General features: G+C 71.0%; 11 protein-coding genes, 1 tRNA gene and 1 pseudogene. 2 read left to right on the top strand and 11 right to left on the bottom strand.

Annotated features, from left to right (window positions below; all coding sequences use genetic code 11):
* Positions 1-331: 331 nt before the first annotated feature.
* From ACZ6I3_RS06325 to ACZ6I3_RS06290, 8 genes are read right to left on the bottom strand one after another with little or no spacing between them, the layout of a single operon-like run.
* Positions 332-2113, bottom strand: coding sequence for an ABC transporter ATP-binding protein (locus ACZ6I3_RS06325; protein ID WP_469412190.1), 1782 nt, complete (start codon positions 2111-2113; stop codon positions 332-334).
* Positions 2110-3855 (bottom strand): ABC transporter ATP-binding protein, encoded by a 1746-nt coding sequence (locus tag ACZ6I3_RS06320; RefSeq protein ID WP_469412187.1) that lies wholly within the window; start codon positions 3853-3855, stop codon positions 2110-2112. Before ACZ6I3_RS06320 ends, ACZ6I3_RS06325 begins: the two co-directional genes overlap by 4 nt.
* Entirely contained in the window at positions 3852-5066 is a 1215-nt protein-coding gene (locus ACZ6I3_RS06315) for an alpha/beta hydrolase (RefSeq protein ID WP_469412186.1), read from the bottom strand. Before ACZ6I3_RS06315 ends, ACZ6I3_RS06320 begins: the two co-directional genes overlap by 4 nt.
* On the bottom strand, positions 5059-5754 hold the full coding sequence (locus tag ACZ6I3_RS06310) for an ABC transporter ATP-binding protein (protein WP_469412184.1): 696 nt from the start codon (positions 5752-5754) through the stop codon (positions 5059-5061). The genes ACZ6I3_RS06315 and ACZ6I3_RS06310 overlap by 8 nt, the downstream gene beginning before the upstream one ends.
* Complete coding sequence (locus ACZ6I3_RS06305) at positions 5751-6788, bottom strand: FecCD family ABC transporter permease (RefSeq protein ID WP_469412482.1); 1038 nt, start codon at positions 6786-6788, stop codon at positions 5751-5753. Before ACZ6I3_RS06305 ends, ACZ6I3_RS06310 begins: the two co-directional genes overlap by 4 nt.
* Before the next feature lie 17 nt (positions 6789-6805).
* On the bottom strand, positions 6806-7861 hold the full coding sequence (locus ACZ6I3_RS06300; protein ID WP_469412182.1) for an iron chelate uptake ABC transporter family permease subunit: 1056 nt from the start codon (positions 7859-7861) through the stop codon (positions 6806-6808).
* Positions 7862-7879: 18 nt separating this feature from the next.
* The gene (locus ACZ6I3_RS06295; RefSeq protein WP_469412180.1) at positions 7880-8860 is read right to left on the bottom strand and encodes an ABC transporter substrate-binding protein; all 981 of its coding nucleotides are present in this window, start codon (positions 8858-8860) and stop codon (positions 7880-7882) included.
* Between the two features lie 53 nt (positions 8861-8913).
* Positions 8914-10779 carry an SIP domain-containing protein gene (locus ACZ6I3_RS06290; RefSeq protein WP_469412178.1) on the bottom strand — a complete coding sequence of 622 codons (1866 nt, stop codon included), beginning with the start codon at positions 10777-10779 and terminating at the stop codon, positions 8914-8916.
* Between the two features lie 128 nt (positions 10780-10907).
* On the opposite strand from ACZ6I3_RS06290, the gene ACZ6I3_RS06285 reads away from it, so the two are divergent.
* Positions 10908-12515 (top strand): helix-turn-helix domain-containing protein, encoded by a 1608-nt coding sequence (locus tag ACZ6I3_RS06285; RefSeq protein WP_469412176.1) that lies wholly within the window; start codon positions 10908-10910, stop codon positions 12513-12515.
* A 137-nt stretch (positions 12516-12652) separates the two neighbouring features.
* Here the strand turns inward: ACZ6I3_RS06285 and ACZ6I3_RS06280 are convergent.
* The 3 genes from ACZ6I3_RS06280 to ACZ6I3_RS06270 all read right to left on the bottom strand — a co-directional run bounded on the left by ACZ6I3_RS06280 (position 12653) and on the right by ACZ6I3_RS06270 (position 13386).
* Positions 12653-12726, bottom strand: a tRNA-Pro gene (locus ACZ6I3_RS06280).
* 44 nt (positions 12727-12770) lie between these two features.
* A complete protein-coding gene (locus tag ACZ6I3_RS06275; protein WP_469412175.1) occupies positions 12771-13004 on the bottom strand; it encodes a hypothetical protein in 234 nt (77 codons plus the stop codon).
* Positions 13005-13098: 94 nt separating this feature from the next.
* Positions 13099-13386 (bottom strand): hypothetical protein, encoded by a 288-nt coding sequence (locus tag ACZ6I3_RS06270; RefSeq protein WP_469412173.1) that lies wholly within the window; start codon positions 13384-13386, stop codon positions 13099-13101.
* On the opposite strand from ACZ6I3_RS06270, the pseudogene ACZ6I3_RS06265 reads away from it, so the two are divergent.
* Positions 13371-13508, top strand: a pseudogene (locus ACZ6I3_RS06265) (cupin domain-containing protein); the annotation flags it as partial. The gene ACZ6I3_RS06270 and the pseudogene ACZ6I3_RS06265 sit on opposite strands and share 16 nt — an antisense overlap.
* Positions 13509-13515: the final 7 nt, after the last annotated feature.

Genomic DNA, 13515 nt, shown 5'->3' with positions numbered 1-13515 from the left:
CGGACTCGGACCTCGCAGCGTCTCCCTCCCGGCGAACACTAAGGACCACGCAATGCAACATCAAGGACATATCGCACCGAATCGACCGTCCAGGTGAATCCGAGAGTGAATCAACGAGCAGGGTGTTGACGCCTCGGCGAGGGTGTCGAAGGCGCCAGCCCCCAACTGGTCCCCATAGGGCACGTTCCGTTGGCCGGCGATCGCCGGTTCGCTGCGCCACAGGCCCAGGTGACGGCCACTCAGCGGAGGGACGGAGGACCCTGGATCGGGCTCCGCCCGGCCGGCGCGACTTGTGGCTGCTCCGTTGCCCGAAGACGGTCCGGCGCCACCCTCACCTGTTCGTGCTGATGTGCTGCCCGGCTTGCCACACCGCCCACAGCCGGGCGTATGTGCCGTCGGCGGCGAGGAGTTCGTCGTGGGTGCCGGTCTCGGTGACGCGGCCGGCGTCCATGACCACGATCCGGTCGCACGTGGCGGCTTGGGAGAGCCGGTGAGCGATCACGATGCCGGTCCGGCCGGCAAGGACCGCTTCCGAGGCGCGGTCGAGCCGCTCGGCGTGGGCGGAACCGGCCTCGGCGGTGGCTTCGTCGAGGATCGCCAACTCCGGGTCGGCCAGGAGCAGACGGGCGAGGGCGAGCTGTTGCGCCTGTGCCTCGGTGAGCGGGTGTCCGCCGGTGCCGACCACCGTGTCGAGGGCATCTGCCGACAGGTCCAGCAGACCGGCCGCGCCGGTGGTTTCGAGCGCGGCGCGGATCTCGCGGTCGGTGGCGTCGGGGGCGGCGAGCGTGAGGTTCTCTCGTAGTGTCCCGGCGAACACGTGTACTTCCTGGGTGATCACCGCGGTGCCGGAGGGACGGGTCACTGTCCCTTCGTCAGGTCGGTGAACACCCGCGATCACGGCGGCGAGCGTGGTCTTCCCCGCCCCGGACGGGCCGACGATCGCGAGGCGCTGACCAGCCGGGATGTCGAGGCCGATGTCGTCGAGCGCGAGCGGACCACCGGCGTAGCGGAACGCGACCTCGCGGAGCCGAACGGCGGTGGCTGTGTCGGCCGGGTCTGCCAGGTCTGGCGGGTCTGGCGTAGTCGTCGTCGCGTCGGCCGCGTCCGCCGTCGGGATCGTGACGACTCCGATCATGCGGCTCAGCGAGGCGAGGGCCGACTGAAGGGTGTCGATGACGAACAGCAGCTGGTTGACCGGCCCCAGCAGGCGCAGCACGAGCAGCATGGCGGTGGTGGCACCGCCGACGGTTGAGGATCCGCGGTCGACGAGGACGAATCCGACGACGAGCACGGCGGCCAGGCTCAGGCACTCGCCGAGGTTGAGCCGGGCGTTGAGCATGCTCTGCACGGTGCGTGCCCGCAGCGACTGCACCGCGACGCCCCAGGAGTCCGACATCACGGCGCGATGACGCTGCTCGGCGAGCCCGAAGCCGAGCACGGTGGCGTACCCGCGCTGGGACTCGAGGATCTGCTGGGCACGCCCACTCATCGCCGCACGCTCGGCCCGGTACACCCGGGGCCCGGTGCGCAGGTACCACCGCATGGCGAGCGCGTAGACGGGCAGTACGACGGCGAACGCGGCCGCGTAGGGCCATTCCAGCGCCGCGAGCCCGCCCAGTGACACGACGATGGTGAACGCGGTGACGGTGAGCGCGGGAATCACCGCGGGGGCGGCGTCGGCGACGGCGGTGACGTCGTCACTGGAACGGGATATCAGGTCCCCCGTACCGGCGCGCTCGACGAGGTGCTGCGGGAGCAGCATGGCGCGGCTCACGAGCCGCTCGCGCAGCGCCGCGAGGACGGTGTGGTAGATGCGGGTGGCGTGCACGATCGCCACCGCGGTGCCCGCGGCACCGAGGACGCCCGAGAGCGCCATGACGGCCGTGACCGTCAGGACGGTGCCGAGATCCGCGGTGCCCGCCTGCACCCGGTCGACGAGGTACCCGATCGCCACCGGCGGGATCAGGTCGACGGCGGTGCTGACGATCCCGATCACGCCGACGGCGGCGAGCCGGAGCCGGTGTCCGCGGCTGAGCCGCAGGACCTCCCTGGCCGTCGCCCGGCCGCCCGCGACGGGCAGCGCGTGCCCGGTCGTAGCGGATGCCACGCTCATCCCACCGTCCTTCCGTGCAGAGGTGCGTCCGCGTCCTCGGACAGGTCTACGACGCGGTCGCAGCGTCCGAGCAGCACCGGGGACGTGGCGATCAGCAGCGTGGAGCGGCCCGCGCGGGCGCCGGGCAGACGTACCGCGATCGCGTGCTCGGTGACCGGGTCCACCGCCGTGGTCGGGTCGTGCAGTACGAGTACCGGCGCATCGCTCGCCAGTGCGCGGGCGAGCGCGATCCGCTGGCGCTGGCCGCCGGAGAGGCGGTTGCCGTCCTCGCCGACCGGGAGGGCGAGATCGGCGGCGAAGTCCTCGCAAGCCGCGGCTCGCACCGCGGCATCGACCAACTCGGGCGCGCCTACGCCGAGATTGTCGCGGATCGTTCCGCTGAACAGGGTGGCCCGGTGCGGGGCGACCGTGACCCGGGAGCGGTACTCCTCCGCGGTCAGCTCACGCGCCGGGTGTCCGTCGAGCCGTGCCTCCACTTCGCCGCCGGCCCGCGGGTCCAGCAGGGCCCGGGCGATGCGGGCGGCGGTCCGGTCGTCGGCGCGCACGCCCACGAGCTCTCCGGGGTCCACCCGGATCGTCGCACCTGGCGCGGACACCTCCACCACCGGCAGCCGCGCGACCTCTGCCCCTGTCCTGTCGTCCTGCCCGGGGCTCCCGCCGCCGCTGCCGCGCAGCACGTCGATGACGCGCGCGGACGCGGCGCGCGCTCCGGCGAGGTTGGGGATGGAGGCGCTCGCGATCGACTGGATCTGCGGCAACAGCGCCTGAGTGAGGCCGACGGCGGCGATCAGCTCGCCGATGCTCAGCCGCCCGACCACGGCGAACCAGCCCGCCAGCCCCATCACCGCGGCGACGAACGTGCCGCTGACCGCACCCGAGCCCGCGAGGAACCTCCCCAGCAGCCCCGCATTGCGCTTGGCCCCGACGAGGGTCTCCTGGCTCGCCTCCCGGTACCTCGTGGTCGCCTCGGCCTCGGCACGAATGCCCTTGACCACCCGGTAGCCGGCGACCAGATCCGTGGCCCGCCCGACGGTGGAGGCCAAGAGCTCCTGGTACGCGCGGGTGTCCCGGGAGAGCCGCTCGCTGAGCACGCCCATCAGCCACACCGCGGCAGGCGCTCCCAGCAGCACCACAATCCCGAGCAGCCAGTGCGTCGCCAGCAGCGATACGGCGATGAACCCGATGGCCGCGATCCTGGAGACCGGCAGTATCACCAGGATCACCGCGTTGGCCAGGCGGGCGACGTCGCTGGTCATCACCGAGACGACGCTGCCGTCCGGCGCCCGGGCCGCGCCGCCGACCGGATGCAGCACGGCGGTCGAGAGGGTGCTCCGCAGCCGGTGCTGCACCAGCTGCACCGCATACGAGGTCAGCCGGTTCGCCAGCTTCGCCGCCATCGTCAACGCGACGTACAGCCCCATCAGCACGCCGAGCCACAGCACCAGCTGCCCCGCGTCCCCGGTCGCCAGTGCCCGGTCGATGGCCACCCCCATCACCACAGGGACCGCCGACTCGCCCACCTGCCACACGACCGCCAGCAGCATCGCCGGAACGGTGACCCGCTTCACCGAGAAGATCGCGCGCAGCAGGAACCGACCCGGCGTGACCCCCGCCCCGGCTTCGTACGGAGGAGCCTCGGTCGGTTCGGGAGGCGCCTGCAGCAGCACGGGCAGCCGGCGGGTCAAAGGCCCTCGCCCCAGTCCCGCGGGGTCAGCGCCCGAGAAACGCGAAGAGCTGCTCACGCCTGGCTCCCGTCCCTGCTCCTGAGCGGGAAGAGCGGGAAGCACCAGAGCAGCGCATCGGCGAAGAGTCCTCGCCACCACGCGTAGTCGTGTCCGCCGGCGAACTCCCGGTAGAGGGTGTCGTACCCCTTGCCGGTGAGCACGTGGTCGAGCCAGCGGCTGTGGGTGAGCGAGCTCTCCAGCTCACCGACGTCGTGGAAGACGCGGATCGGTGCCGTCTCCTCGGCCAGGAAGTCGGCGATCAGTGTCGGTACGGGGGCGCGGCGCAGCAGCTCACCTGCCCCGGTGCCCCACGTGAGGTCGGGGTGGTACCCGCACGACGGGGACTGGAGGATGGCGTTGCCGAACGCCGTCGGGTGGTGGAGCGCTGTCCAGCCGGCGCACAGACCGCCGAAGCTCTCGCCGGCCAGCGCGACGTCGGCGGGGTCGCGCGAGAGCGGATACCGGTGGTGGAGCCACGGCAGCAGCTCTTCGGCCAGCATCCGGGAGAACGCCGGGTTGCAGAGCAGCTCTTGGTAGCGCCGCGGTCCGAGCTGATCGACGAGGACCACCGCACAGGGCCGGATCAGTCCCGCCTCGACAAGGGCGTCACGAACGCTCGGCGCGCTGTGCTCCGGTGTCCCGTCCAACTGGATCACGAAGGGCAGTTCGCTCTCGTCCGAGAACTCTCCCGGGGGCATCGAGACCCAGATGCGGCATTCGTCTCCCAGGAACTCGCTCTTCAGCACGGCAGGCTCCACCGCCGGGGCCGGCCGCGCTTCGGCCCGGTCGAGCCAGGGCAACGGCACCGCGTCGGGCAGCACGGCCACCGAGGCCCCGGAGAACCGCTCCACCGCGCACTCCGAGAACCTCGGCGGCGGGTTGAACGGGTCAGCAACCTGTTCACCCTCACCCGTCGGCCCACGTCGTACGAACACGTACGAGAAGCGCAGGTCGGAACGCATCCGCAGGGTCAGAGTACGGAAAGCTGTCTCCGCGACCGGGGCGAACTCCGTGTCGATCGGGTTGAAGCCGATTCTGGGGCCGATCACCACCGAGAGGGTGACCGTCGTGTCGTCTCCGGGCTCGTCGACGAAGTCGACGAAGGTGACCTCCACCTCGTCCGCGGAGACCCGCTCGACAAGCGGCGCACCTGTCTCCTGGAGATGTCGTCCGAACCTCTCCGGGCTCCACTCACCGGTCGACAGCTTCTCGAAAGACGGATCAGACATGTATCGAGTTCTCCGCATCGGTGTTGCCGGCGGACCTGTGCCGGGTTCGCTCGCGGCCGAGCGGCACCACCTGGGGGCTGCCGGCCACCGGATCGCGCGTCACCAGGCAGCGCAGACCGAACACCTCCTCGACCAACTCGGCCGTGACGACCTCGTCCGGAGTGCCCTCGGCGACCACGGCGCCGTCCTTCATGGCGATCAGGTGGGTGCCGTAGCGGGCGGCGTGGTTCAGGTCGTGCAGTACGGCGACCAGGGTGTGACCGGCGTGGTGCAGGTCGGTGACCGAGGTCTGGCGCATCGCCCTGAGCACGGCCCGCTCGTCGTCCTCGGTCCACTGCCGGATGAACCCCTGGTGGGGGTACCGTCCCCGGGCCACCAGGTCGGCGACGGTGATCCCGTCCGGGGCGATCGAGGTCTGCGGCAGCAGTCCGACCCGCCGCGCCACCTCTTTGGTCCTGTACGAGTTGATGTCGGCGCCGTCGAGGACGATCTGCCCGGCCGACGGTTTCAGCAGTCGGGACAGGCCGCGCAGCAGGGTGGACTTGCCGCACGCGTTGGGGCCGACGATGACCGTGAACGACTCGTCGGGGATCGTCACCGAGAGGTGCTCGGAGATGATCCGCTTGTCGTAGCCGATCGTCGCCGACCGCACGCTCAGGCGCGCGGTGTCGGTCGGGACTGCGCTCACAGGCGTCTCCTTGCTTCGGTGAACAGCAGGTATCCGAGGTATCCGCCGCCGAGCACGACGGTGATGATGCCGACCGGCAGCGGGGTGGGGGCGACGTGCTGGGCGAGGTAGTCCGACGCCAGGCACAGCAGCGCCCCGACGAAGGCGGCGGGGGCGAGGGTGATCCCGGCGGTGCGGGCGAGTCGGCGTGCGATCTGGGGGGCGACCAGGGAGATGAACACGATCGGCCCCGACGCGGCCGTGACCGTCGCCGTCAGCGCCACTCCCACCAGGATCAGGCCCAGACGTGCGGGCGAGACCCGTACCCCTTGCGAGGCGGCCACGTCGTCACCCAGCTGCATCTGCCGCAGCGGCCGGCTCAACATCCCGGCCAGCAGCAGGAGTACGGCGATGCAGGCGCCGCCGATGACGACCTGGTCCCAGGACAGGCCGTTGAGCGACCCGGCACCCCACGCTGCCGCAGACATCGCCTGGTCCAGGTCGGCCTTGAGGATCAGCCAGGTGTTGAGCGAGTCGAGCATCGCCGAGACGCCGATGCCGACGACGATCAGCCGGAACCCCTGCACCCCTCGCCGGTGGGCGAGCAGGTACACGGCCACGGCGGTGGCCATCCCGCCCAGCAACGCCCCGCCGACCAGCTGCGCGTAGGTGCCGTTGACGACCAGGATCACGACCAGCGCGCCGGTGTAGGAGCCCTGGGAGAACCCGATGATGCCGGGGTCGGCGAGAGGGTTGCGCAGCAGCGACTGGAAGACCGCCCCGCTCACGCCCAGAGCCGCGCCGAACACCAGCGCCGCGGCCACCCGGGGCAGCCGCCACTCGACCACGATCTCGCGGACGAAGCCGGTTTCCCGGCCGGTCAGTGCGGAGAGCACCTGCCCGGGACTCAGCGCGTACGAGCCGGTCATCAGCGCGAGCACCGCCGTACCGGCGATCGCGACCGCGAGCACCGTGCAGACGACGACCGAGCGCCACTGGAGCCGGACCGCGATCCGCCGGTGCCGCAGCACCAGCACCCGCCGCCCGAAGTCCACCCGCGGAAGGTCCGTGTTCACAGTCCGCTCGCCTTCTTCCGCCGCGCCAGCGCGACGAGGACGGGAGCGCCGACGAAGGCGGTGACGACACCCACGGGGATCTCGCCGGGTCTCATCACGGCGCGGCCGAGGATGTCGGAGACCAGCAGCAGGCTCGGGGCGAGGAGGATGCTGTGGGCGAAGATCCAGCGCTGGTCCGGGCCGACGATCCAGCGGGCCACGTGCGGCACCATGAGTCCGACGAATCCGATGGGCCCGGCGATCGCGGTGGCGCCACCGGCAAGGAGGCTGAGCGAGATCACCGCGAGCACACGGGTGCGTGCCAACCGGACCCCCTGGGCGACCGCCAACTCGTCGCCCAGAGCCAGAGCGTTGAGCGGGCCCGACACCGCGCAGGCCAGGACGAGTGCCACCGCGAAGAACGGCAGGACCGGCCATACGACCTCGAGCGGGCGACCCGCGATCGACCCGGCGTTCCAGTACCGCATCGCGTCGAAGGCGTCCGGGTCGGTCAACTGGAGAGCCTCCCTGGCGCCGCCGAGCACGGCACCGACGCAGACCCCGGCGAGCACCATCACCACCGGCGAGGAGCCCTTCCGTGTCGACCCGAGGGCGAGCACCAGGAGCGTGACGATCAGTGCCCCCGCGAACGCGAACCACATGTAGCCCTGCGATTCGCGGACGCCGAGCAGGCCCACGGCGACCGTCACCGCGAAGGACGCACCGGCATGGACGCCGAGGACACCCGGATCGGCCAGGGGGTTGCGGGTGAGCGCCTGGATCAGCGCGCCCGACAGACCGAGTGCGACGCCGACGACCAGACCCACGACCGTGCGCGGCAGCCGGAAGTCGCGGATCGCGAACTGATCAGGGTTGGAAGAGGGGTTGAACAGTGCGTCCCAGATCACCGGGACCGGTATCGCCTTGGAGCCGACCATCAGGCTGAGCACCATCAGCACGATCAACACGGCCAGGGCCGCGACCAGTCCGATGACGCGGCGGCGCCGATGCGAGACCGGTGGCTGCCGCTCTTCTGCCAGAGCCGCCGCTTCCGTTGCGTCCACGAGCTTCATGTTGCGAGTGAGGGTCTCTTACTTGGAGAGCGTCGCCAGAGCACTGTCGAGCGAGTCCAGGTACTCAAGGACGGGCCCGTAGGAGTTGTTGCCGGGGCAGAAGACTCCCAGAGCGCGACCGGAGTTCACGGCGGGCAGCGCCTTCCAGGTGTTGGTCTCGGTCACCGGCTCGAAGGGCTCTGTCGGCTTGCCGTCGGCGTCGACGGGGTAGGTGATCACGTCGTACTTGGACAGCTCGCTGATCTGCTCGAACGGCAGGGATTCGTAGGCCAGGGGGTCCTTGCCCTCGGCCGCCTCGGGCAGGTCGAGGCCGATGTCGTCCCGGGCGATCTCGGAGCAGCCGATGTCCGCGATGTAGAACGTTCCGGGATCGCTCCAGTCTCCGCGGGAGATGTCGACGAACGAAGTGTCGTCGATGGTCTTGCCGTAGGTCTCCTGGATTTTGGCGACCTTCTTCTTGAACTCCGCCTTCTGCCGGCTGAGCGCATCCGTGACGTTGCCGGCCTCCGCGATCTCGCCGGAAAAGGCCTTCCACTCGGTGTCGAGCCCCCACAACACGGTCGGGGCGATCGACTCGAGTCGCTTGCCGACCTTGTCCCAGTCATTCGAGTGGAACTGGACCAGGATGAGGTCCGGCTTGAGGCCGGCGAGCTTCTCGAGGTCGACCTCACCCCCGCTGCTGCCGATGACCTCGGCTGCCTCGTACGCGGTCTTCTGTTCCTCGGGCAGCACGTCGAGTTCGGAGTCGGACACCTCGGTGACGCCCACCGGCTTGCCACCCAGATCGATGAAGGGGAGGTTCGTGTTGCCGATCGTGACGATCCGCTGGGGGTCGGCGGGTATCTCGATGGTGCCGTTCTCGGCCTTGACGCTGCGGGTCTCGGCGCCCTTGTCGCCGGTGTCGTCGCCTTCACCGCCGCAGGCGGTGAGGACGAGCGACGCGCTCATCAGCCCGGCGGCAAGGGCCGTGCCGCGTCTGGTTCTGGGGGTGCTGCTCATGGTGGTTCTTCCTTCTCTTCTTCCCTGGGGGAGGAGTCCCTGGGTGGAGGGGATCAGTCAGCGGTGGAGCGGACGAGTTCGTGGACGGTGACACCCAGGCCGACGGTGCGCGCCGATCGGCGCGTGAGGCCGGCCCGGGCGATGACGGCGTCCAGCTCCGCCGCGGTGCGAAGGCCGGAGCCGTGGCAGACCAGGCCGATCAGGTCTGCCTCGCCGTCGTGCTCGTCGAGGTCGTCGGTGTCGAAGACCTCCTCGATCAGCAGCACTCGTCCGCCGGGGGTGAGGTTCTCGGCTGCCCGGCGCAGTGCGTGAGCGGCGTCGGCGTCGCGCAGGGTCTTGAAGGCGCGGCTGATGAGCACGGCGTCGGCTGCCGGGCCGGCCTCGAAGACGGACTGCTCCAGCACGCCGACCCGCGTGCGCTGCGACTCGTCGGGAATCGTGGCGGGCAGGTCGCGGCGCAGCCAGTCGGCCTGGGCGGGCAGGGCGCAGATCGTCACGCGTAGGCTCTCGTGGGCCGCGACGTACTCACGGGCGTGAGCGCCGGCACCACCGGAGTGGATCACCAGGTGCCGGACTCCGGCGAGCAGGCCGGACGTGGCGATCGGTCCGGCCAGTGCGGGCTGGAACTTCGCCAGGCGCTCCAGGTGACGGTTCTCGTAGTCCTGTTCGGCCCGTACGTCGGCGAAGGTCTGGCCGGTGACCGAGGCGTAGGAGGACCGGCCGGTGCGGACCGACTCCGTGAGTCCGTGGATGCCGAGCATCTCGCGACCGACCACTCCGGTGGAGTGGAGCGCGTCGGCGATGAACTCGAGGGTGAGGACCTCGCCGACCGGCGTCAGGGCGTAGTGCCTGGGTTCCGTCTCGGTCACCACGTCCAGGGTGTGCAGGTAGCGCAGCAGCTTGCCCAGAGCGCGCTCGTCGGCGCCCGCCTTGGCGGCCAGCTCGGTCACGCCGGTCACACCGCGGGAGATCAGGTCGGGAACGCCCAGTTCGACGGCCGTGCGGATCGCGATCGGCGCGACGAGCTCGGTCAGGTCGTGGAGCTTCTGGAACGGGGTGACCGTCTTCTCCGGGTCGGGTATCGCCCCGTCGGTCTCCAGGGTGACGACCGAGGAGCGACGCCAGTAGCCGGCGAAGTCGATGTCCTCCTTGGGCACACCTCGGTCCTCGACCAGGTGCCGGCGGATGTCCCGGACGGCCGTGTGCTCGCCGGCCAGCCACACGAACGCCTGGCCCGGCCACCACCGCGTACCGCGGACGGCCTGGGTGAGCGGCGAGGCGGTCCCGGCCGTCGCTCCGGGGCGGACCAGCCACGTCACGTCCACCCCGGGCAGCTCGCGCAGCTCCTGGCGGTGGGCTTCCTCGGCGATCTCGATGAACACCTGCGCCCGGGCGTCGGACGGAAGCTCGTCGAGCAGGCGGCCGATCGCGGGGAGTGCGGTGTCGTCGCCTGCCACGAGCCACCAGTCGGCGCCGACCGGGAACGCCTTCGACGTGCTCGGGCCGCTGAGGTGGATCCGGTCACCCGGCCGGGTGCGGTAGGCCCACGTCGTTCCCGCGCCCACCCCGTGCCTGACGAAGTCCACGTCCAGCTCGCCCGCCTCGGGGTCCCACCGGCGGACCGTGTAGGCCCGCGACAGCGGTCGAGGATCCCTGGGCACGGTCAACTTGGCCTCGCCCTGGACCGGGAGCACCGGATCGCGCTGACCGGGGTACGGGAAGTAGAGCCCGAGGTCGTCGTCGAAGCCCTGGGACTCGAAGGCCGGCCGCGTGAAGCCGGCCGCGGTGGTGAAGGCACGCAGCTGTTCGCCGCTCAGCGTGACCCGCCGCATCCCCGGGGTGATGTCGACGGTCCGGACCACCTCGACCTCACGCAGGGTCGGCGGGTGCACGGTGAGCCGGCGCGAGGTCTTGGGCATGCGGGAAACCGAACTTTCTCATCGCTTCGAGAGAAGGAGCCGCGCGCCGCTGTCAGGAGGGCGCGCAGAGGTAAGGTTAGGGGAACCTTACCTCGGATCGTGTGCGCAGACTGCCGTACGGTTAGGACATGGCCATGCCCTCATCGTTCGCCGCGGGTTCCGGCCGCCCTCCGCCGATTCCGGGTGCGCGGTGGAGTGCGGCGGACGCGCCCGTTCGACCGCTGCTGCTGTGGGTGCGCACCGGCACGGCACACGTGCGCCTCGACGGCGGGCCGGTGCTCCACCTCAGGGCCGGCGAAGGCGCCTGGATTCCCGCTGACGGCCGGGCGGAGCGGGCGATCACCACCGAGCCGGGAACGGTCGCCTTCCCGCTGTGCCCCCACGCGGGCGTCGGCGCTCGGGGGTTGTCGGAACTGACGCGGTTCGACGTTCCCAGCGGCTGGCAGGACTGGTTGATCCAGCTCTTCAACCTGCAGGTCACTCCGTTCAGCGGCCGCGGGTACTCCCCCGAGGCGATCGAGGAGCTTCTTCGGCGTCCCGGCTCAGGCCCGCCGGCGCCCGCCATGGCCGGGCGAGAGGCAAGCCCGGAGAGGTTCGCCTCCCCGGCGATGCCGCGAGCCCGCGGCGCCAGAGCGGTCGCCGAGGAACTGATGCGCGACCCCGGGCTCGACCTCACGGTCGAGCGATGGGCGTCGCGGGTGCTCTGCAGCGCGCGCACCCTTCGCCGTGACTTCCTCGCCGACACCGGGCTCACGTTCGAGCGGTGGCGGCTGCTCTGCCGGCTCGGTGCCGCCGTGGAGTTCCTCGCCGCCGGTTACGACGTGGACCAGGTGGCCGCTCTGGTGGGCTTCGCCAGTCGCAACGGCCTCACGCGGGCCTTCAAGGGACAGTTCGGACTGACCCCCCACGAGTTCGGACGGGGACCGGTCGCCCGGCCTGGCGCCGGTGGGCTGACGCAACGGGCGGCGGCGGCACGGCAGACCGACGACCTGGTCCGGATGATGCGCGGGACGGACACCCCCGCCGCGCCTGAGACCCTGCCCGCGGCCAGCACGCCGTCACATGCCAACGACATCCACGTCCTCAGCTGGATGTACCGAGGAAGCGGGTACCTGGACATCGGCGACCGGCGCTACGAGCGGGAGCGAGGCGTGGCGACCTGGATCCCGGCGGACACGGAACATGTCACCGGCCTCCGCGAGAACTCCGTCTCCCTGCCGCTGGGCAACGCGAGTACCGCCGACCTCCATCTGACCGCGCCGCTGCAGGTGCGGTTCTCGCCCGCGTGGGACGACTACTTGATGTTCTGCTCGATCAGCGCCCGGTCCGGACTGCGTCCCGACAAGCACGACCCCCGCCACATCCTCGACCTGTTCACGGAACAGGTCGCCGCGCAGCGAGCGCTGTCGGTGCCGATGCCCACCCATCCGCGCGCGCGTGCTGTCGCGATGGAGTGCCTGCGTCGCATCGGCGAGCCCGGCGGGACACATGATGCCGATGTCCGTGCCGAGATCCACCGCGCCTTCCGCGACGAGACAGGCATGACACTCAGTCGCTGGCGCTATGCCGCCCGCATGCGCATCGCCCGCGACCTGCTCGCCGGGGGCGCCCCGCCCAGTGCCGTCGCGCGCCGGATCGGGTACGCGCACCTCCCCACGTTCAGTGCCGCCTTCTCCCGCTTCCACGGGCTCTCCCCTCGCGAGTTCCAGGAACGCGAGGTGGCCGACAGCCGCTGAAAAGACGTCAGGGCTTGGGCGAGCTCGCGTCCGGCCTCGGCGGTACGGGTCAGCTCCGCGTCCCATCGGGCGAGGAACGATCAAAGGGCCGCTTCAGATGTCCTCTGAAGCGGCCCCTGACCTGAGACTTCACACTGTCGGGACGACAGGATTTGAACCTGCGACCCCTTGACCCCCAGTCAAGTGCGCTACCAAGCTGCGCCACGTCCCGATGCGTCCCGCGCGGGGTGAACCGCGTGATCACGCAGGTCAACCCTACCGCACCCGGGGAGGGGCCTCGGCCTCGCGGCCCTCGTGGTGGCTCCGGCCTGTCTGGGCCCCGGTCCGGCCGGCGAGGCCCGCCGTCGAGACGGCGACGGCGAGGACCGCCCACCAGGGGATCTCCGCCTTGGTCGCGTGGCCGGCGAAGGCCGCGACGGCCAGGAGTGCCGGGACGGCACCCCCGATCAGTCCGGCACGCCGGACGGGTCGGTGCCGCGTCTCTTCCACGTCGTGGTTCCCTTCGCCTGCGCGATCGCGCGCCCTGGGGAGCTTCACTCCCGGGCATATGCCGCAAACAATACGCTAAGTCGACGGCAACTCCCTACCAGGGCATACAGGTTGAGACGGACACCTGGTGAGGTGTCAGTAGGCGCCGATCAGTGCCCGGTCCGTGCCGTCCGCGACCGGCCTGCGTGAAGGCGGTGAAGCCCCGGTCGCCCTTGTTCGCGGCGAGCAACTGGCCGCCGCGCCACGGCCTCATGACGGCGCCGAAGCGGCCCATGCCGGAGGTCCGGCCGACGGCGGTGACGCGGCTCCGCGGGGCCGAGCGGATGGAGACGATCGCGACGCCGGTCGGGAAGACGGCCGTGAAGGTCAGGGCGAGCGGCATCCGTCGAGGGCGGGCCGACGCTCACGGTCGGCCCCGGCGACATGGCCGTCCCGCGCGGGGGCGACCGTACGACGTGGACGGTGCACGAGACGCCGCACAGGGCCTACGCGATCACTCCCTGAGCGGGAC

The organism is Streptomyces sp. NPDC041940, from assembly GCF_055589465.1.
This window is presented reverse-complemented; position numbering and strand designations above follow the sequence as displayed.

What these genes read in the sequence shown, in the direction of transcription:
- ACZ6I3_RS06285 (WP_469412176.1), top strand. Translation starts at nt 10,908, where the DNA reads ATGGCCATGCCCTCATCGTTCGCCGCGGGTTCCGGCCGCCCTCCGCCG.
- ACZ6I3_RS06300 (WP_469412182.1), bottom strand. Translation starts at nt 7,861, where the DNA reads ATGAAGCTCGTGGACGCAACGGAAGCGGCGGCTCTGGCAGAAGAGCGG.
- ACZ6I3_RS06270 (WP_469412173.1), bottom strand. Translation starts at nt 13,386, where the DNA reads ATGCCGCTCGCCCTGACCTTCACGGCCGTCTTCCCGACCGGCGTCGCG.
- ACZ6I3_RS06290 (WP_469412178.1), bottom strand. Translation starts at nt 10,779, where the DNA reads ATGCCCAAGACCTCGCGCCGGCTCACCGTGCACCCGCCGACCCTGCGT.
- ACZ6I3_RS06325 (WP_469412190.1), bottom strand. Translation starts at nt 2,113, where the DNA reads ATGAGCGTGGCATCCGCTACGACCGGGCACGCGCTGCCCGTCGCGGGC.
- ACZ6I3_RS06315 (WP_469412186.1), bottom strand. Translation starts at nt 5,066, where the DNA reads ATGTCTGATCCGTCTTTCGAGAAGCTGTCGACCGGTGAGTGGAGCCCG.
- ACZ6I3_RS06295 (WP_469412180.1), bottom strand. Translation starts at nt 8,860, where the DNA reads ATGAGCAGCACCCCCAGAACCAGACGCGGCACGGCCCTTGCCGCCGGG.